The 20026-nt window shown below is 42.4% G+C and carries 20 protein-coding genes; 5 read left to right on the top strand and 15 right to left on the bottom strand.

The window, feature by feature from the left end:
- Positions 1-403: 403 nt before the first annotated feature.
- Positions 404-1027 (bottom strand): hypothetical protein, encoded by a 624-nt coding sequence (locus AC5JMF_RS19735; RefSeq protein WP_495797420.1) that lies wholly within the window; start codon positions 1025-1027, stop codon positions 404-406.
- Between the two features lie 215 nt (positions 1028-1242).
- On the opposite strand from AC5JMF_RS19735, the gene AC5JMF_RS19730 reads away from it, so the two are divergent.
- On the top strand, positions 1243-2463 hold the full coding sequence (locus tag AC5JMF_RS19730) for an acetate kinase (protein ID WP_495797419.1): 1221 nt from the start codon (positions 1243-1245) through the stop codon (positions 2461-2463).
- 55 nt (positions 2464-2518) lie between these two features.
- Here AC5JMF_RS19730 and AC5JMF_RS19725 read toward each other — a convergent pair whose 3' ends face one another.
- From AC5JMF_RS19725 to AC5JMF_RS19710, 4 genes are all read right to left on the bottom strand, one after another.
- Entirely contained in the window at positions 2519-3346 is an 828-nt protein-coding gene (locus AC5JMF_RS19725; protein ID WP_495797422.1) for a prepilin peptidase, read from the bottom strand.
- A gap of 116 nt (positions 3347-3462) precedes the next feature.
- Positions 3463-3723: a hypothetical protein gene (locus AC5JMF_RS19720; RefSeq protein WP_495797418.1), complete on the bottom strand. Its 261-nt coding sequence runs from the start codon at positions 3721-3723 to the stop codon at positions 3463-3465.
- Between the two features lie 90 nt (positions 3724-3813).
- On the bottom strand, positions 3814-4902 hold the full coding sequence (leuB, locus tag AC5JMF_RS19715; RefSeq protein ID WP_495797417.1) for a 3-isopropylmalate dehydrogenase: 1089 nt from the start codon (positions 4900-4902) through the stop codon (positions 3814-3816).
- Between the two features lie 49 nt (positions 4903-4951).
- Positions 4952-5206, bottom strand: a complete 255-nt coding sequence (locus tag AC5JMF_RS19710) for a hypothetical protein (RefSeq protein WP_495797416.1) — start codon at positions 5204-5206, stop codon at positions 4952-4954.
- A gap of 305 nt (positions 5207-5511) precedes the next feature.
- Between AC5JMF_RS19710 and AC5JMF_RS19705 the strand changes: the two genes are divergently transcribed.
- On the top strand, positions 5512-6576 hold the full coding sequence (locus tag AC5JMF_RS19705) for a protein kinase domain-containing protein (protein ID WP_495797415.1): 1065 nt from the start codon (positions 5512-5514) through the stop codon (positions 6574-6576).
- A gap of 406 nt (positions 6577-6982) precedes the next feature.
- On the top strand, positions 6983-9016 hold the full coding sequence (locus AC5JMF_RS19700) for a protein kinase domain-containing protein (RefSeq protein WP_495797414.1): 2034 nt from the start codon (positions 6983-6985) through the stop codon (positions 9014-9016).
- A 166-nt stretch (positions 9017-9182) separates the two neighbouring features.
- Here AC5JMF_RS19700 and ureC read toward each other — a convergent pair whose 3' ends face one another.
- From ureC to ureA, 7 genes are all read right to left on the bottom strand, one after another.
- Entirely contained in the window at positions 9183-10901 is a 1719-nt protein-coding gene (gene ureC, locus AC5JMF_RS19695) for an urease subunit alpha (RefSeq protein WP_495797413.1), read from the bottom strand.
- A gap of 189 nt (positions 10902-11090) precedes the next feature.
- Positions 11091-11789, bottom strand: coding sequence for an urease accessory protein UreF (locus AC5JMF_RS19690; protein WP_495797412.1), 699 nt, complete (start codon positions 11787-11789; stop codon positions 11091-11093).
- 146 nt (positions 11790-11935) lie between these two features.
- Entirely contained in the window at positions 11936-12433 is a 498-nt protein-coding gene (locus AC5JMF_RS19685) for an urease accessory protein UreE (RefSeq protein WP_495797411.1), read from the bottom strand.
- Positions 12426-13214, bottom strand: coding sequence for an urease accessory protein UreD (locus AC5JMF_RS19680; RefSeq protein ID WP_495797421.1), 789 nt, complete (start codon positions 13212-13214; stop codon positions 12426-12428). The genes AC5JMF_RS19685 and AC5JMF_RS19680 overlap by 8 nt, the downstream gene beginning before the upstream one ends.
- A gap of 114 nt (positions 13215-13328) precedes the next feature.
- Positions 13329-13961, bottom strand: a complete 633-nt coding sequence (gene ureG, locus AC5JMF_RS19675; protein ID WP_495797410.1) for an urease accessory protein UreG — start codon at positions 13959-13961, stop codon at positions 13329-13331.
- 86 nt (positions 13962-14047) lie between these two features.
- Complete coding sequence (locus AC5JMF_RS19670; protein ID WP_495797409.1) at positions 14048-14425, bottom strand: urease subunit beta; 378 nt, start codon at positions 14423-14425, stop codon at positions 14048-14050.
- A gap of 146 nt (positions 14426-14571) precedes the next feature.
- Entirely contained in the window at positions 14572-14901 is a 330-nt protein-coding gene (ureA, locus tag AC5JMF_RS19665; protein WP_495797408.1) for an urease subunit gamma, read from the bottom strand.
- Between the two features lie 352 nt (positions 14902-15253).
- Here ureA and AC5JMF_RS19660 point away from each other — a divergent pair, with 352 nt between their 5' ends.
- Entirely contained in the window at positions 15254-15994 is a 741-nt protein-coding gene (locus AC5JMF_RS19660; RefSeq protein WP_495797407.1) for a DUF561 domain-containing protein, read from the top strand.
- Between the two features lie 219 nt (positions 15995-16213).
- Here AC5JMF_RS19660 and AC5JMF_RS19655 read toward each other — a convergent pair whose 3' ends face one another.
- Positions 16214-17362, bottom strand: coding sequence for a DegT/DnrJ/EryC1/StrS family aminotransferase (locus tag AC5JMF_RS19655; RefSeq protein WP_495797406.1), 1149 nt, complete (start codon positions 17360-17362; stop codon positions 16214-16216).
- Positions 17363-17642: 280 nt separating this feature from the next.
- On the opposite strand from AC5JMF_RS19655, the gene AC5JMF_RS19650 reads away from it, so the two are divergent.
- Entirely contained in the window at positions 17643-18398 is a 756-nt protein-coding gene (locus tag AC5JMF_RS19650) for an ABC transporter permease (RefSeq protein WP_495797405.1), read from the top strand.
- 136 nt (positions 18399-18534) lie between these two features.
- Here AC5JMF_RS19650 and AC5JMF_RS19645 read toward each other — a convergent pair whose 3' ends face one another.
- Together AC5JMF_RS19645 and AC5JMF_RS19640 are read right to left on the bottom strand one after the other, a co-directional pair.
- Positions 18535-18723 carry a hypothetical protein gene (locus AC5JMF_RS19645; protein ID WP_495797404.1) on the bottom strand — a complete coding sequence of 63 codons (189 nt, stop codon included), beginning with the start codon at positions 18721-18723 and terminating at the stop codon, positions 18535-18537.
- Between the two features lie 341 nt (positions 18724-19064).
- On the bottom strand, positions 19065-19778 hold the full coding sequence (locus tag AC5JMF_RS19640) for a rubrerythrin family protein (protein WP_495797403.1): 714 nt from the start codon (positions 19776-19778) through the stop codon (positions 19065-19067).
- Between the last annotated feature and the right edge of the window lie 248 nt (positions 19779-20026).

Here is a 20026-nt window from a genome sequence, read left to right as displayed (position 1 = left end):
TACACAAAGTACTTAGTCTGGTCAGATAGGCTTTTTCAAGCCCCCGCCTTTAGGCATGGGGTTTCTGACGTTTCTACAGTTCATCTACTTATCTAATAAGTATTATTAAACACTATAATTTGAGAAAAATATAGCTGAAAAACTTTAATCTCAATAAAAGTTAAAAAGCATTAGTTACTCACTGACATTTCAGAGCTTTTATACAGTTGAAGACTAATATGTAAGATGCGTCAGTTCGAGCTACCCTGAGCTTATCGCTAAAATATTCGTACTGAAATACCCTACTAACCAGCTACTAACTAGCTCCTATTTTCAAGTTAGACACCCATGCTAGTAGGTTGGGTTAAACGAAGTGAAACTCAACAAACACAGAAACAGAAATGCAGAGAGTTTTCACAATTTTTCATTCCCCAGGATTTCTTTCAACAATTCCTACTAAAACACTCACTAATGCTTCTAAATCATCAGGTAGCGAATAGATTGTCAGGTCTTCAGTGATGCGTTGAGATTTCACATCCAGCATTCCAAACCGCCAGACATCACCAATTGTGACTGCTCCATATAAAATGGTTTGTTCTTCAATTTGAGATAGTGCAATTAATTCTACCGCCAGTTGCGTAAATCCCCTGGTAATATCATCATTTTTGGCTTCTACAACTAACAAGCTTTGTTTTGCTCTTAATAAGTAATCAAGATTTCCTTTCAGCCATTTAGTTACTGAAAGTGGATATTCAATACGGAGTTGACAATTACAATAATATGTAGCAACTTCTAATAATATCGGTGCTACAAGAGTTTCTCTACGAGCAGTTTCACTTGTTAGGCTGACACGAGGGAGAGTGCGTTCAATGCGGTCTTTTAGTTCTTCTATTTTGTCGAGAACTTTTTGAGTTTTTGGTAACAATAATTTTGCTCGGATGAGAGTATAGCCAAATTCTGACAATATTTCCTCTGGCTCATAGCTCATTTCAAAATAGGAGCGAAAAGTATATTCTCTGTCTTCTTGAAGAAGTTTGGGTTTAGGCATACTTGACTCAACTCTATATTCATTCTAGCTATGCCCAGAAACTAGCTATCACGCTTTTAGTTTAGCATTTTATATCTTAAAGAAGTTTTGTTTTTTGTTCATCTGTGCAGTTTTTTGGAAAACAGCAATTTTTTTGCAAATTCATTTTATAAATTAGCTTGATTGCTTTTAACCTAGAAAATAACTGCCGATAAGACTCCTTTCACAGTAAAAATATGAAAATACTGATACTGAATGCTGGATCGAGTAGCCAAAAAAGTTGTCTATATGAAATAAATGAAACTCTACCAAACGAAGCACCCGAACCTCTTTGGCAAGGAAAAGTCAACTGGACTCAAGACCGGGGTGTGGCGGAAATTAAAGTAAAAACGATTACAGGTGCAACGCTGCAAGAAGAAATTTATGGCGACTCTCGGCAAGCACATGTGGCTTATATGCTTTACACTCTGACTCGTGGTGCTACTAAGGTAATCGGTCAGTTATCAGAGATTGATGTTGTGGGACATCGTGTGGTACATGGTGGACAAAATTACCGCAACAGTGTGATCATTACTGAGGAAGTAAAAAAAGCGATCGCCAGTCTATCAAACCTAGCTCCTGCACATAATCCAGCTGCTTTAGAAGGTATAGAAGCGATTGAGCAAAGCTTAGGCGAAGTTCCCCAGGTGGCAGTATTCGATACCGGATTTCACTCGACTTTACCTGATGCCGCCGCCATCTATCCCGGCCCCTATGAATGGGTTGAGCAAGGTATCCGTCGCTATGGGTTTCATGGTATCAGTCACCAATACTGTTCTGGGCGTGCCGCTACCATCCTGGGCCGAGATTTAGCATCTCTCAAATTAATTACATGCCATCTGGGTAACGGTTGCTCATTGGCAGCGATTAAAAATGGTCGTAGCATTGACACAACGATGGGATTTACTCCCCTCGATGGGTTAATGATGGGTAGTCGTTGCGGTTCTCTCGACCCAGGTATTCTAATTTATCTGTTGCGACAATCTCATTACTCTGCTGAAAGACTTGATTATGTATTAAATAAAGCTTCTGGTTTACGAGGAATTTCGGGAGTGTCCAGTGATGTACCGCAAGTCACCGAAGCGATCGCTCAAGGCAATTACCGCGCCCAACTAGCATGGGATATGTATGTACATCGCTTACGATCTGGCATTGGGGCAATGCTTGCCAGTTTGGGGGGATTAGATGCCTTAGTATTTACGGCTGGTGTAGGCGAAAAATCTCCCGGAATTCGCCAAGCTGCCTGTGAAGCCTTTGGATTTTTGGGAGTAAAAATTGACTCAGAAAAAAACCAGCATCACCCCGTAGATGAGGATATTGCTACTGCCGATTCAGCTGTACGGGTTTTAGTAATACACACTCAGGAAGATTGGGCCATCGCTCAACAATGTTCAGTAGTGCTGAATAAAAACCCATAACTAAAGTAGCGTCACCTGAAGGGAGCGCCCAGATGTAATTTCAATGACGATTAGCTTAGCCTGCAAGTGTGGGAAAAAATAACCGTATGTAGCTAGATAAAATAGCTTCGCCACCAAATAATGTAATTACAGCCCCTAAAGCGAGAAAAGGCCCAAAAGGTATTTTTTGCCCAAGTTTATGCCTCGATAACATCATGATGCTGCCACCAAATAATGCTCCCACAGCACAAGCGATAAAACCTGCTAAGAGTAAGTACCTCCAACCTAACCAAGCCCCCATCATCGCTGCTAATTTAGCATCACCCGCACCCATTGCGGCTTTGCCAAAGGCAATTGCACCTAAGATGGCGATCGCATCAAATAACCACAAACCTAAGACAGCACCACCTACCGCCCTCATGAGGTGATGCACTATTTCTATCCAACTACCAGAAAGCAAGCAGCCAAGCACCATTTGAAACACAATTCCCAATACCAACCCTGACTGAGTAAGTGGGTTGGGTAAGGTCATGGTATCTAGGTCAATCAGCGATAAAGCTAATAACCAGCTACAAAAAGCCCAGTAGCCTATTGTTAAAATTGAGACTTTAAATACTAAAAAAATCAGTAAAAATAACATGCCCGTCACCATCTCTACCACTGGATAGCGGACAGAAATTTTACTTTTGCAATAACGACATCGCCCTCTTAACTGTAACCAGCCAAATACTGGTACATTATCATAAGCTTTGAGTTGGTTTAGGCAATGGGGGCAGCGAGAAGGCGGCCAGAGAATTGACAAGCCAGCAGGTAGCCGATAAACAACTACATTGACAAAGCTACCAATAGATGCACCCAAAGCTAAGACAATCAGACTCGCCGGGACGACGATCAAAATGTCCACATAATTGTTTGTCATTTGTCATTTGTCATTTGTCCTTTGTCATTTGTCTTGTATCTTTCGCTATTTGTCGATAGTTAAATTCTCTTGACTAATGACTGATGACTATTGACTATTGACTAATACATATGTGATTCAATCTGATTTAAGGGTACAAAGCATTCTTGAGGTAGCAGAACTGGATTGGTCGTGAAAATTACCTTGCCTCGATGAGTTACGCGATTAATTGCTACGCCTGAAGGTTGTCCGGCTATTTCGGGATGTACCTCACAGTGGGTGTAGTAGATCATTCCAGCAGCTCTGATCACGGCGGGATCAATCAAAGGCGACTGGTTCTTTGAGGCGGTGAAATTTGCTTGTCCTTGTCGTAAAGCGTACACTATTAGATGTTATTTGCTTGCTAGATTTGCTTTAGTCTATCCGATACTTTCGGCAAAGGTTGCCAAATTGTCAGGTTTAGATGAAAAAAATTATTTTTTTTCGAGAATTTGAATTAGTGCGTCGCCCATAGCGCGGCAACCCAATAAATTCGTTCCTGGAGAGATTATATCTCCTGTGCGATCGCCTTGTTCTAAAACTTGCAACACGGCGTTTTCGATTAAGTCTGCTGCTGCTGGTTGGTTTAAACCATAGCGTAACATCATTGCCGCACTCAAAACTTGTGCTAGAGGGTTAGCTTTATCAAGTCCAGCAATATCTGGGGCAGAACCATGAACTGGTTCAAATACGCCAGGCCCACTAGCGCCTAAGCTAGCAGATGGTAACATGCCAATACTACCGGTGAGCATGGCGGCAGCATCAGAGAGGATATCACCAAACAAATTGCCTGTGACAATCGTATCGAACTGCTTGGGTGCGCGTAGCAGTTGCATTGCAGCATTATCTACATATATATGAGACAGTTCGATATCGGGATATTCTTGCGAAAGTTTGGTGATGCGATCGCGCCACAACTGAGATACTTCTAATACGTTCGATTTATCTACAGAACAGAGTTTACCTTTGCGTTTGCGTGCTGTTTCAAACGCTACTCGTCCAATACGTTCAATTTCTGATTCGGTGTAAGCCATTGTATTCACACCACGTTTCTCACCAGTTTCTGTAGTAAAAATTCCCTTGGGTTTACCGAAGTAAATTCCACCTGTGAGTTCACGCACCACCATAATATCGACGCCTTCGACAACTTCGCGTTTCAAAGTCGAAGCATCAATTAACTGGGGTAAAATTTTTGCTGGACGCAAATTGGCAAACAGTTCCAAACCTGCGCGTAGTCCCAACAAACCCGCTTCTGGACGTAAATGTGATGGCAATGAATCCCACTTATAACCACCAATAGCTGCGAGTAATACAGCGTCACTGTTGCGGCATGTATCTAGGGTAGCAGCGGGTAGAGGTTCGCCCGTAGCATCAATTGCTACACCACCAATCAAAGCTTCTTGGAAGTCAAACTGAATATCAAATTGTTTCCCTACGACTTTCAGCACATCTACCGCCACTGCCATAATTTCGGGGCCAATGCCATCGCCAGGGAGTAGGGTAACGTGGTAGTTCTGAGTCATAGCTGGTTTTTATGAGGTAGATGTTCAATCAAAAAGAAATGCTTGCAGATTAAATATCATACCGAGCAAGTGTACCAAACTGTCGTTCGTTTTCAGAAAAAACCGTGAGGAAATTCAACTTTGGGCGATCGCGTCGGTATGTAGTACAGTGACACGGAGACGCGGAGAATTTTTTGACGGTGATAGCTAAGGGGTAAATATATCCAGCTTTACATAGAATTGGTATAAGTTCCAGATATTTACAGAAATGCGATCGCACTAAACACTTAGGAAAAATTGTTTCTAGCTTAAAAGGCTTAATCAAGATTTAGCAAAGATCCTGTAATGCTACTGACATCAAAAAATATTTGCCCTAAAATCAAAAACATAAAAGTAAAAAAACTATCCGCTAGAAATTAAGTGTAAAACTTTTACAAAATACCTCGTATTTATGTTTAAATTTTGAATTGTTTAATATTTATTCAGTAAAACTAACAACTATTAGCTAATTTAATTTGTCAAATAGATTGGGTTGTTAGCTGAAAGATTATGGAATTATACCTAATGCCTCTCAAATTTTAGAAGAATTATCCAGTCTCCATTACCTAATAAAGTAACTGTTATTTAACAATGAATCACTCTTCTACAAATACAACTAATTTTCATCACTACACTTTACAGCAGACTCAGCTTGGTAAGATGTGTGGCTCCAGGCTGTTATTTCGCGATCGCTATGAAATACTACAAATTTTAGGTAGAGGTGGTTTTGGTATTACTTTTCTAGCTAAAAATGTTGTCCTGCCAGGGAATCCCCTATGTGTAATTAAACAACTGTCTCCAAAAATCACAAATACTCAAAGTTGGCAAAAGACATGCGATCGCTTTGCCAAAGAAGCCAAAACATTAGCTCAACTCGGTAGTCACTCGCAAATTCCCCTACTTTTAGACTACTTTGAAGCAAACGGAGAGTTTTATCTCGTTCAAGAATATATACAGGGTTCTACTTTAGCGCGAGAAGTGCGGCGCACGGGCCCCAAAAGCGAAGCCGAAGTCAAACAGTTTTTACAAGAATTACTACCAGTATTACAGTATCTCCATAAACATCATGTGATTCATCGGGATATCAAACCCCAAAATTTGTTGCGCGACCAAGCCGACCAACGGATAGTACTAATTGATTTTGGTGCAGTCAGAGACGAATTAACCAATGCTTATGAACATTCACTCCACAACATAGCTAACACTAGTTTTGTTGGGACTATGGGATTTGCCCCACCAGAACAATTTTCTTTACGTCCAGTTTATGCCAGCGATATTTATGCTCTGGGTATGACTTGTATTTATTTGTTAACTAGTAAAGGGCCCTTAGAATTTAACTACGACTCTGATACGGGTGAAATCTGTTGGCGAGAAGAAGTCAGCGTGAGTGACGATTTCGCTGATGTTTTAAGCAAAATGGTGAAAGTTCCTCTAGCCGATCGCTTCAAGAGTGCAGACGAGGCGATCGCCGCCTTGGGTACAAAAAACTACTCACATAGTTTCGCTGACTGTTTAACAATCCAACCACTAACAAATAACCAAATTAACCAACAACAAAACTCTCAAGCTTACGTTCCACCTACTGTAAGAACTGCTAATGCTATTCGAGAGTGGCAAGCAAAGCGTAATGCTAAAAAATCTCATACTTTCAGTTAAATAGTTACTAAAATCAAGTATCAAATAAACACAATCAATATCAGCAATTTTTCATCTTAAAAATAAATTCAGTAAGGATTTTAACAGTAATTAGGAGTTCAAGATGCTTAAATAACAATAAATTGGTTAAATACTTAAGACTAGACTATTTATCGTTATACAAGCAAAAATACCAAATCTAGCAATTTAAACAGTTTTTCGATTTAGCTTATTATATAATCGAGAAAATAATTATTTTTATGGCTCTCGCGGTTTTCCAATTTTGAGGAAAACTGACTACCATTTAATAAGTAATTCCCCAATCCCAAAGCAGGGTTTTCTACCAAGTGTTCGAGAGTCAATTCTTTTAAGGGAAAATTCGGGGCAAGCTTAACACAAATTTTTATGCAGTCGCGCCTGTCAGATCATGATCTGCTGCCTAAATCCCGATTGCTCAAATCCCCTAAATCCCAATGGAAAGAAGACTTGCCAAAATTGTGGTACTCCCCTAGTGCCACTTTTGAGAAATCGCTTCCGTGTCATCCGAGTACTTTCAGATGAAGGGGGATTTGGCAGAACCTATCTATCAGAAGATACAGATAAATTAAACGAACGCTGCGTTATTAAGCAATTAGCTCCGAAATTCCAAGGAACTTGGTCGCAAAAAAAAGCGATGGAGTTATTTGGTGAGGAAGCGCAGCGACTGCAAGAACTCGGAGAACATGCTCAAATTCCTACTTTGATGGCTTATTTTGAGCAAGACAACTGCTTATATTTAGTGCAGCAATTTGTCAATGGCGAAAATTTGTTAAAGGAGTTACAGCAGCGAAAAAGTTATAGCGCTAAAGATATTCAAGCCATTTTGTTAGATTTACTATCTGTTCTCAAGTTCATTCACGATCGCGGAGTGATTCATCGCGACATTAAACCAGAAAATATTATCCGGCGTAAAAGTGATGACAAATTAAACTTAATTGATTTTGGTTCTGCCAAACAGTTAACAGCCAGAGTGCAAAATAAAACTGGCACATCAATTGGTTCCCATGGGTATTCACCAATTGAACAAATTAGGGATGGTAAAGCCTACCCAGCTAGCGACTTATTTGGTTTAGGGGCCACCTGTTTTCACCTGCTAACAGGAATTTCTCCCTTTCAATTGTGGACGGAACAAGGGTATGCTTGGGTCTCCAATTGGCAAGAATATTTACGCAAACCACTGAACGCTGAATTGGCTCAAGTTATCAGTAAACTGTTAGCAACAGACATCCAACAGCGTTACCAATCTGCTGATGAAGTCATCAAAGACTTGACGCGAAAACAACCACTGATACTGCCACCAGCTACCAAGCCAACAATCAAAACACCAAAGCAGCCAAAATCTTCACGCAGAAAATACACCATACTCAGACTTTTGATCTTAGCCAGTGCTGTCATCTTATTGTTAGGATTTGATGAATCTTGGTATAAACAAATTCGCCGTTTGCAAACTAGTCTTGCTTCTACTCTCAATCAAGAGAAAAAGAATTCAGCTAACAGCGAAGCCGTTCTGGGTCAATCTCCCAAAATTGCTTTAGGAGATATTACTTTAGCTAATACCATTAAAGCCCACGACGAATCGGTTTTATCAATTGCCATCAGCCCCGATAGTAAGACAATAGCTAGTAGTGGCGATCGCACCATCAAACTCTGGAATCTGGCCACAGGAAAAGAAATTTTCGCCCTCAACGGACATTCTCAACGAGTGAATGTCGTAGCCATCAGCTTAGATGGTAAAACCCTAGTTAGTGGTAGTGATGACAGCACCATCAAAATTTGGAATCTCGCTAAAAAAGAGCAAATTCGTACCTTATATGGACATACCGACTCGGTTCATGCCCTAGCCATCAGCCCAGATGGTCAAACCCTAATTGATGGCAGTGATGATAACACTATCAAAGTCTGGAATTTGACCACAGGACAAAAAATTCGCACATTAGCAGGACATACATTTTGGGTCAGGTCAGTAGCTATTAGTCCCGATGGTAACACCCTTGCCAGTGGTGGTTTTGACAAAACAATCAAACTGTGGAATCTCAGCAAAGGACGCCTCATTCACACACTCAAAGGCAACGCCCAAACAGTCACATCCGTAGCCATTAGCCCAGATGGTAGCATCCTTGCCAGTGGTAGCCGCGATCGCACCATCAAATTATGGAATATTGCCACCGGAGATGAAATTCGCACACTCACAGGTCATGCCAACACCATCACATCCCTTGCCTTCAGCCCAGATGGTCAAACCCTAGTTAGCGGTGGCCGCGATCGCACCATCAAACTATGGAACATTGCCACCGGAGAAGAAATTCTCACATTGACAGGGCACACCAAAACCGTGACATCCGTAGCCATTAGCCCAGATAGCAAAACCCTCGTCAGTAGCAGCGATGACGCTACCATCAAGATTTGGCAAGTCAGTCGATAAAGGCAATCGTCTTAATACAAACCTTTAACGCAGGTCGCAGGTCGTTTTTGTAACGGGGATTTATACCCCGCTCCAAAAACTTTGGACGAAGTCCGGTTTTAGACCTGATTGTTTTGATCAAAACTTTTGATAATTTCCTGTTCCCTATTTTTAAAGCAAAGAACTTCTAAAATAAGAAATAACGTTGAGCCATAGGTAAATAAGAAGCAGGTTCACAAGTTAACAATTCACCATCAGATCTCACCTCATAAGTTTCTGGATTGACTTCAATATGTGGGGTAGCATCGTTATGCTTCAAATCCTTTTTCATGACATCTCGTGTATGAGAAACTGCTTCGATGCGACTAGTTAAACCAAGCTGTTCAGGTACACCTAAATCTAAAGCTTTTTGGGAAACAAAAGTAATTGAAGTCGCCTTGATCGCACCCCCAAAAGCACCAAACATTGGGCGCATATGCACAGGTTCAGGTGTAGGAATACTGGCGTTGGGGTCGCCCATTTGTGCCCAAACAATCATACCTCCTTTAATCACCATTTCTGGTTTGACGCCAAAAAAGGCAGGTTTCCACAGACACAAGTCAGCGAATTTCCCTTCTTCAATAGAACCAACAAGATGAGAAATCCCATGAGCTAGCGCCGGATTAATAGTATATTTTGCAACATAGCGTTTAGCTCTATAATTATCGTGGTTTTCCCCAGCAACAGAAATACCTCCTCTCTGGACTTTCATTTTGTGGGCAGTTTGCCAAGTCCGCACAATCACTTCCCCAATTCTTCCCATCGCCTGAGAATCGGAAGACATGATGCTAATCACACCCAGATCATGCAGAATATCTTCAGCTGCGATCGTTTGTGGGCGAATTCTAGAATCGGCAAATTTGACATCTTCCTCAATGTTGGGGTCGAGGTGATGGCACACCATTAACATATCTCGGTGTTCGGCTAGGGTGTTGATGGTGTAGGGACGAGTGGGATTTGTAGAACCAGGTAAAACATAAGGTTCACTACAGACTTTGAGAATATCTGGTGCATGACCACCACCTGCGCCTTCGGTATGGAAGGTATGAATCACACGTTGTTTAAAAGCCCTGATAGTATCTTCAACAAATCCCGCTTCGTTGAGGGTGTCAGTATGGATAGCAACTTGCACATCTTCTTCATCTGCAACACCGAGACAAGTATCAATAGCCGCAGGAGTAGTTCCCCAATCTTCATGTAGTTTTAAACCGATTGCACCAGCAGCCACTTGTTGTACTAAGCCATCCCGCACACTGGTATTGCCTTTGCCCAAGAAACCCAAGTTAATAGGAAAAGCATCAGCAGCTTGTAACATGCGGTGAATATACCAAGGGCCGGGGGTGCAAGTTGTAGCAGTAGTCCCAGCGGCTGGCCCTGTACCACCGCCAATCATGGTTGTGATCCCCGCAGCTAGGGCAGTTTCAATTTGCTGGGGACAAATAAAGTGAACGTGGGTATCGATCGCACCCGCCGTTACAATTCTCCCCTCCGCAGCGATCGCCTCTGTGCCCGGCCCGATAATAATATCAACGTGATCTTGAGTATTAGGATTGCCAGCTTTGCCAATTTTGTAGATTTTCCCGTTTTTAATCCCGATATCAGCTTTCACAATGCCCCACCAGTCGAGAATCAAGGCATTAGTAATCACTGTATCGACAGCACCATCTTGGCCTTCACCATTGATAAAAGGGGATTGCCCCATCCCATCGCGGATGACCTTACCACCACCAAATTTTACCTCCTCACCGTAAATAGTACGGTCTTCCTCTACTTCAATAAACAACTCAGTATCAGCAAGGCGGACGCGATCGCCCACCGTCGGGCCGAACATTGCGGCATAGTCTCGTCGATTGATCCGATAACTCATGGTTTCTCCTTAAGGAATTAGGGAGTAGGGAGTGGGGAGTAGGGAGTGGGGAATTGGAAATGGGGAACTTGTACTGAGCGAAGTCGAAGTATTAGGAATGGGGAATTGTCATTTGTCATTTGTTATTGATTATTCTCCGCGTTCCCTCATCTCCCAGTCACTGAGCGAAGTCGAAGTGCATCCCCCTAACTAGCTTGCAAATAATCTATGAACTAACTTTTGATGCCGCATTTGGGCAATATCGATCGCTGGTGTACAAGACCACATTTGATCTAAGCGCAAAGATACACCAATTTCGTAAGTTGCTTCTATATCTGGTGCTAACTGGAGTAAAACTTGTTGGGCTTGGAGGTGTCCTAGAATACTCAAGCGAATGGCAGCACCTAATAAGCCGGTAATCAAGCTATGCAAAAATGCTAAGACTGTATCCTGTTGGCTTAATCCTGCAACTCTACCAACGACTGCAAAGATTACTGGATGTAAGCAGTGAATTTCTCCTTTAATAGCATATCGATTCAGGATTTCTAATTGCGAGTCTTGCCAAGTCGAACTCGCAACCATCAATAAAGCACGTCCACTTTTACGTGCTGTTTCACGAGTTTTTTCTACTAAGGTTTGAGCAAATAGTTGGGTGTCTGCTTGTTGCACAGCTGCCATATCCGCGATCGCACTTCCTCGGTAAGCATGGATTAAGGCTACAATATCCGTCGGCCCTACCTTATTCAGCAATAGCAATTGCAAAAAAACTTGCAACTCCTGTGCCGAAAGCAGCTGATTTTCTTGCACTAAAGCTTCTAACCCATGAGAAAGCGTAAAAGAACCAGAAGGAAAAAAAGAATCAGACAACTGCATTAAAGCCAGTTGTTGAGCAACAAAAGATTGACTCATCTGTTTGGGGACTGGAGAATTGAGAATAGGGAAGTAAAGCCTACGGCATAGCTTCGCTTAGAGCGAGGTACGAGCGGAAGGAGCGTCATTACGAATTACGTTAGCGTAGCGTTAGCGAGTCCTCGAGCGTCATTACGAATTACGAATTAATCCTTGTGTGCGTGTTGCGAAAAGTTAAGTTGTTCTTTGGGCGATCGCCATTCATAATCTATTTGTAAGTCAGGAATAGCAAAGTTGCGAATTGTTGCTTCTATAACTTCTGCATCTATAACTAACTCTACGTAGATTTTGCCGTCGTGAACGATAATCGGCCAGTGATGATTACCTAAAACGTGACCTAAATGGATTAAGTCAATGACGCGGTTACTTACAGGTTCGGTAAAACTTAGTACCATTACCTGATACTCTTGTAGGTGAATCAGTAGTAACTTTCCCTCTTGGGTGACAAAGATATCACCTTCTTGCAGTGACCAATCTCGACTTTTGACAATTCCCACATCTGTACCGGAAGTAGCGCGGGTGTGAATTCGTCCTTTACGGCTATCCGTTGGACTTAAATAAACTTCTAAGCACTCTTCTATCCGTTCGGATAGGCTAGCATTCTCTGTAATATTACCGAGGTAAGTTTCTGCTAGTTCAATCATTTTGATGACTCCGCACGCAATTTAAGGCGTATTGTAGATAGTTTTTGAGTCCGTGAGTACCATTCGCTATAGTTCTAATCAATAGACCTTTAGCTTGGGGTAAGAGTGAACTTGCTACCATGACGCCAGGACAGTTGGCTGCTTCTATATTTTCTAGGTTTTGACTCAGTAATTGTAAATTTAGTTGGGGTTGGATCACTATCAAATTGCCAAGGATAGGGGAAGGAGCAAAAAGATTACTATGTTTAAAAGGGTTGAGGTTGCCTGCTAAACGCATAGCATCGGTAAACCATAAATCTCCTGCAAGTGAAGTGACTTGCAAGCGACTAAAGTAGTGTTGAAAGTCGTAAAATTCTCCTCTAGCCAATCTCCCAGGTACAATAATTTCACTCCAAAAAAGTTTTGCTTGGGGATGACATTTAAGAAAAATTGTTTGTTCTAAAATGGCATCCTTAAAAAGGATAATCGGTTCAGGAACAAACTCTAAAGTTGCTCCTTCACCAATTTCGATGTCATAATACGCGATCGCTTTTGTATCTGCAATCGGCATAGGATGAACTTTTGTTGCAGATTGATCTCTTAGGTAAAGATGAGTATTTGCAGCAAGTTGCAAGGAGATATGCAATTGATCATTTGCCAGTAACCCAGGTGAGCTACTGGTAATATATAGATAAGCATGACGAGGATTATTAATATCAGAGCGAAAAGTGCGAGAGATGCCCAAAGGATAAGCAGTGTATTGATAACTAACAATTGTATATCCTTGGCGATCGCACTCCAGCCTTAACTCTAAATTTTTTGTACGTTTAGGAATTTCTCACCTCCCCATTCCCCATACTTCTCCTGTCGCAAGATCCCGCAGGGTACGACTTCGCTCAGCACAAGTTCCCCATTCTCAATCTCTGATTACAGTAGAATTATGAAATAGAACAGTCTCCAGAATAAAGTTGACGACTTGATCTAACCCTTCTCCCGTTTTGCAATTAGTGTAAGCAATGGGTTTTCCTCGTCGGTATAAAGGAGCTTGTTGACGAATTAAATCTAAATCAGCACCCACATAGGGAGCAATATCAATTTTATTGATGACTACTAAATCGGCTTGAGCAAAACCTGGGCCTTTTTTGCGAGGAATATCATCTCCTGCTCCTACATCGATGACAAAGATATAAGAGTCTACCAAATCATAGCTAAAGGTGGAAGCCAGATTATCACCCCCACTTTCAACGAAAATGATATCTAATTGCGGGTAAAGCAACTCCAAATCCTTTACCGCCAACAAATTCATCGATGGATCTTCTCGAATAGCCGTATGGGGACAGCTACCCGTTTCTACGCCAATGATGCGTTCAGGAAGCAGAAATCCCCGACTTTTGAGACGATCTGCATCTTCAGTAGTTAATAAATCATTGGTGACAACTGCTACTTCAATGCCTCTTGTCATCAACATAGGAACAACACACTCTAAAAGAGCCGTTTTCCCACTACCAACAGGGCCTCCTACCCCCAACCTTGCTACCGATTTTGACACGCCAATCTCCTGATTTTTGACTAAAAATAAACGCAATTAATCGCATCTTGATAAAAAATATCCAACACCCGACGTTTCGCCTATAATTACGAATTAGTTAAAGCCCCATTAATTAGTCCATTAAAACCATAAATCTCACGATTACCTGCGAAAGGAACTAATTCAACTTCCTTAGCATCTTCGTCTATTGGTTCAAATCTCACAGCTGTTCCTGCTGGAATATTTAAACGCATTCCTCTAGTTTTATCTTCTGGACTAAACCGTTCAAAAGGAATAATTTCTCTGACTTGATCTATATAGATAACTTCCGCAAACTTCAAAGCAGAATTGACTTCATAAAAGTGAAAATGAGACCCTACTTGAATTGGGCGATCGCCTGTATTTTTTACTAAAACTGTGATGATATCTCGCCCTGCGTTAATTTCGATATCCCCATCTTTAGTAATTATTTCTCCTGGAATCATGAGCATCCTCAATTATAAAAGTTATCGAAACAATCTGGTCTAAAACCGGACTTCGTCCCGCTACGCTAACGTTTTTTCAGGCAAAAAGTTTTTGGATCTGAGTATAAATTTCCGTGACAAAAACAGTTTCCTGCCTCCTGCCTTCGTTAAGAGCTTGCTAAGGGAACAATTGCTCTACGAATTGGTTGATGTACAGTAACTAATTTTGTTCCATCAGGAAAAGTAGCTTCTATTTGCACTTCATGAATCATTTCGGGTATGCCTTCCATCACATCATCTTTGCCTAAAATATTCGTGCCGTAACTCATTAATTCTTCTACAGTTTTACCTTCTCTTGCACCTTCTAAAATAGCGGCAGAAATATAGGCAACTGCTTCAGGATAATTCAGCTTTAATCCCTTTTCTCTGCGTCTTTCTGCTAACAATGCTGCTGTAAAAACTAGCAATTTATCTTTCTCTTGAGGTGATAATTGCATACAATTTTCCCTTGGTTTTTACTTTAAGTTTCCTGTACAATTTTATATTGTGCGATTCTATATTTAGTAAATATTCGTCAATATTTAAGTGATGGGGGATCTGAATCACCGTTAACCACTCAAATACGGTGCGTTAGCCTACGCCTAAACGCGGCGTGGCTTTAACAGTTGACCATCATGGTAGCAAATCAAGCATTGTGAGATTAAGGTGTCGCAATGTGTGACATACTCCCGCGCGGGGAGTATGTCTGTTTCAGCTAAAATTTTGAATTACGAATTAATCTCACCCCCTAGCCGCAAACGCCTGGTAGTGTAAAAATATTCCTACTTTCATAGCTGCAAAAAACAAACCATGACAATGCATCCTACTCTCCAACGTGCATTTACTAACCGCCGTGTCCTTAAGGTGATCAGCGGCTTGAATAACTTCGACGCTCATAACGTCGCCGCTACTATCAACGCTGCCGAGCTTGGCGGTGCTACTTTTGTCGATATCGCCGCCGATCCTGCCTTAGTTCAACTTGCTAAGAGTTTGACAAATTTACCTATTTGTGTATCAACAGTAGAACCAGAAAAATTTGTCCAGGCTGTAGCTGCTGGTGCTGATTTGATTGAAATTGGTAATTTCGATTCTTTTTATGCTCAAGGACGCCGCTTTGAGGCTCTTGAGGTGTTGGCGCTAACTCACCAAACCCGCGCTCTCCTACCGGAAATCACCTTATCTGTTACCGTTCCTCACATCCTGAAATTAGATCAACAGGTACAGCTAGCCGAGGAATTGGTAAAAGCTGGAGCGGACATGATCCAAACAGAAGGTGGTACTAGCAGTAACCCAGTGAACCCCGGAACTCTGGGTTTAATTGAAAAAGCTGCTCCCACTTTGGCAGCAGCTTACGAGATTTCCCGCGTAATATCAGTACCAGTATTGTGTGCTTCAGGTATTTCTAGCGTTACAGCACCATTAGCGATCGCCGCCGGTGCTGCTGGTGTTGGTGTCGGTTCTGCCATCAATCAACTCAATAGCGAAGTAGCGATGATCGCTGCTGTGCGTGGCTTAGTAGAAGCTTTGGGTACTGCTTGGGCGATCGCCTAGTTGGTAAGCTTCAGAAGACACGGAGAAGGAGAAGACGCGGAGAGAGGGAGACACGGAGACGCGGAGAAACTTTCATTTACATTCCCCGCGTCCCCGCGTCCCCGGTCTCCACCTCCCCGCGTCCCCACCTCCCTGCGTCCCCACCTCCCCGCGTCCCCGCGTCCCCATCTCCCCGCGTCCCCGCGTCTCCGCGTCCCCGTGTCCTCTTCCCCAATTCCCTCATCCCAAACAATCCTTCAGTGCATAAACCACCTTATTTAACTGCTCTTCTGTGAGTTCGGGAAACATGGGCAAAGATATGACTTCATGGCAAGTTTGCTCTGCTACTGGCAAATCTCCCGGTTGATAGCCCAGGTTTTGGTAAACTGGCTGTAAATGTAATGGCTTGGGATAGTAAACCATTGAACTCACGCCCCGTTCTTGTAATTGAGTTCTTACCCAATCACGATATTTGGCACTAGAACCATTTCGTTCTTCACCTGATGCGCGAATAGTGTATTGATTCCAAACTCCAGTACCTCCGGGTAATTCTTGGGGTGGGGTGAGTACAGGAATTTGGCTAAGGAACTGGTAATAATAAGTGGCGATCGCTCGGCGGCGCTCATTCCAAATATCTAGATAACGTAGCTTAATTTGCAAAATAGCCGCTTGTAGAGCATCCAAGCGGCTATTTACACCTATTTCCTCGTGAATATATCTAATTTTACTTCCATGATCACGTAGGATTCGTAGCTTAGTAGCGATCGCTTGGTCATTAGTTGTGATTGCCCCACCATCACCGCAACCACCGAGATTTTTAGTTGGGTAGAAACTGAAGCAACCAATATGGCCAATGCTGCCGACTTTTTGATTATCCCAACTTGCTCCTGTAGATTGAGCGCAATCTTCGATTACTGACAAATTATAAGACTGAGCGATCGCCATCAGTGCTGTCATATCCACAGGTTGACCAAACAAGTGAACTGGGATAATTGCTTTAGTTTTGGGTGTAATTGCCGCTGCTGTTTGCTCCAAATCTAGATTAAACGTCATCGCGTCAATATCAACAAAAACTGGCTTTGCACCTACAGCACTAATAACTTCAGATGTGGCAATAAAAGTGAAAGGCGTGGTAATCACCTCATCGCCTGCACCAATTTCCAAGGCTCGTAGCGCTAAGTAGAGCGCATCCGTACCAGAGTTACAAGCTATACATTCAGTTACGCCATTATAGGCGGCAAACTGTTGCTCAAAACCTTCGACCATCGGGCCACCGATATAACGACCGGAAGCTAGAACTTCCAGCACAGCTGCACTCACTTCTGCTTCAATTGTGGTGTACTGCTGCTTGATATCAAAGGCAGGAACAGGATTTACACTTTGGATCATGAGTTCTCATTTTATCGGAAGATACAAGGGGTTGGGGAACTCGAGGCCCCGCTCTTGGGGGGAGTGGGGAATGGGACGCGAAGACGCGGTGAGACAGCGAGTAAAGGAGGGTTTCCCTCCGCAGGCGACTGCGTTAGCGCAGCGTTAGCGAGCTTGCGAGCGTCACCCGAAGGGGGACAAGGGAGAAATTTTTTCCCTCATCTCCCGGTTGGTGAGCGGAGTCAAACCACATCCCTAGCCCCCAGTTCCTTTGAAAAAAGCACGAGGAAATAGATAACCTATGCAGGATCTGATCAAGTTGGATTTAGTAGATTTAGCTACTGCTGTAGGATTGATGGCGATCGCCATTGGTTTATCTGTATGGGAAAAAGTAGGACTAGAATTAAATTTGGCCCTTGCTACTGGCAGAACCATCCTACAACTACTCGTATTAGGATACATTTTAGATTTGATCTTTGCTTTAAACAATGCTTGGGCAGTTTTGGCGATTTTAGCAATTATGCTCACAATTACGGCGATTGTCGCACGAAATCGCATTAGTCAAAAAATTCCTTATGTATTGCCTTTGGCGTCAGGTGCTATTTTGGTGAGTACTGTTTTGACGCTGCTTTATACTAATTTCTTAATTATTCAACCCGACAGCTGGTATGAACCAAGGTATGTAGTGCCTTTGGCTGGTATAATTATCGGCAATGCGATGAATGCAGCTGCGATCGCTGGAGAACGTCTAGTCAGCACTATTAAAGCCTCTCCTACGGAAATCGAAACTCACTTGAGTTTAGGTGCAACTCCACAGCAAGCCCTTAGCCAATACCGTAAAGAAGCGATTAGAGCCGGTTTGATTCCTACCTTGAATCAAATGACACTTATAGGTATGGTGGCAATTCCAGGTATCACCACTGGTCAGTTATTAGCTGGGATCAAGCCTCTAGATGCTGTGTCCTACGAAATTTTAATTATGTTTATGGTTGCTTTTGCTAACTTAGTTACAGTGCTTTTACTTACTAAGGGATTATGTCGTCAGTTTTTTAACTAGTTCCGTGGGTTTAAGTGCCCCAGTTCCATAATCGGCAAGTTTTGTGTTGGGGTCTGTCTTATACCAATTCGTAATTCGTAATGACGCTCGAGGACTCGCTACCGCTGCGCTAACGTAATTCGTAATTAAGAAACTCTTATTTAGTATGGGTTTCGGAGTTTGAATAGACTTCTTGCAAAAATACTTGAACCGTCAGAGACTCAAGTCTCTGCCTAATAGCAAAAGTCCGTTGAAACGGACTAAAAATACTGTTATTAGTCGGTTGAAACCGACTTGAGTTATCAGCCAGAAAATTTATTTTCTGGCGAGTATCCAACTTTTGCAAGAGGTCTAATGTGTAGCCGAATTTTAGAGAATTGGTATTACAAAGTTGAGGCAGTGTGATCTTGGGGAGCCACTACCTTGGACGGGTTTCCCAGATTGAAGCAAGTGACGTGGTTTCCCCCATGAACAACTGCCGTCAGTGAGCAGGTTTCCCTCTGCTGACTTGGCGCTCAATCCCCATTACAAAACTTAATTACGCGCTTCGCAGCGGTAGCGACGTAGGAGCGTCATTACGAATTACGAATTACGACGAGGTTTTAAACCCAATTTCTCGATAAAAAACTGGTGCAAGATCTGAGTTAAGCACTTCAGTGCTTACTACGAACTATATAAATTAGCTTTCTAGGCTGCGGCTTTTTCTTCAAGGGGTTTAAAGGTCTTTTTGCTAGCGCCACAGATGGGACATTGCCAATCTTCGGGAATTGTCTCAAATGGTGTGCCGGGTGCAATGCCAGAGTCGGGATCGCCTGCGGTGGGGTCGTAAATCATGCTGCATTGTCTGCAAATCCATTTACGAGTTTGAGGATCATTGCTGGCGCTTCTGGTTGCGGCTTGTCCTCCATTTAATACTTCTAAGGCTTCGGCGTAGCGGTCGGCGTGGTAGTTTTCGATGAATTTGAGTAAGCCAAATCGGTGTGCTGCTTCACGAAATGTGTTGGCATGGTCGGTAGATTCTTTGGCTTGTTTGAGAAATTCTGCCACTGCTGGATTGTCGCGATCGCGTTTCGCAGCCGCAGCAAAATCAGGATACATTGTCGTGTATTCATAGGTCTCGCCTGCAATTGCTAAAGATAAGCATTGAGAGATGATTTCTCGCTTTTGTGCTTCGGTTAAAGCACTTGCATCTTTAACTACAAGTTCTGGATGTAGCAATTCAAAATGTGCAAAGGCGTGTTCTGTTTCTTGTTCTGCTGTTTCTTTGAAGAGTTTCGCTAAATCTGTAAACCCAAGTTTACGCGCTACTTCAGCAAAAAAAAGATACTTGCGATTTGCCATCGATTCTCCACCGAAGGCTGCTTCTAAGTTTTGCAGTGTAGTAAAGTTGGACAAATCCATAATTTGGGATGCGTGAAAGGTGTTGTTGTATGTGTAATTACAGACTTAAAAACAGGTAACTGAACTGATGTTTTTTAGTTAAGAAATATTGTCTCAAACGTCTATCAGCACATATCTAGCAACCTGTTTTGTTAACTAGTCTAGGGTGGCCGCCGAGATACGTGCAAAATGGGACACGTTGTAAAGTTTTGTTAAGAAATAAACAGAAAACCTGTCATTTACAAGGATTCCATCCGCTTAAGCAAGCA

The organism is Desmonostoc vinosum (genome assembly GCF_059505385.1).
This window is presented reverse-complemented; position numbering and strand designations above follow the sequence as displayed.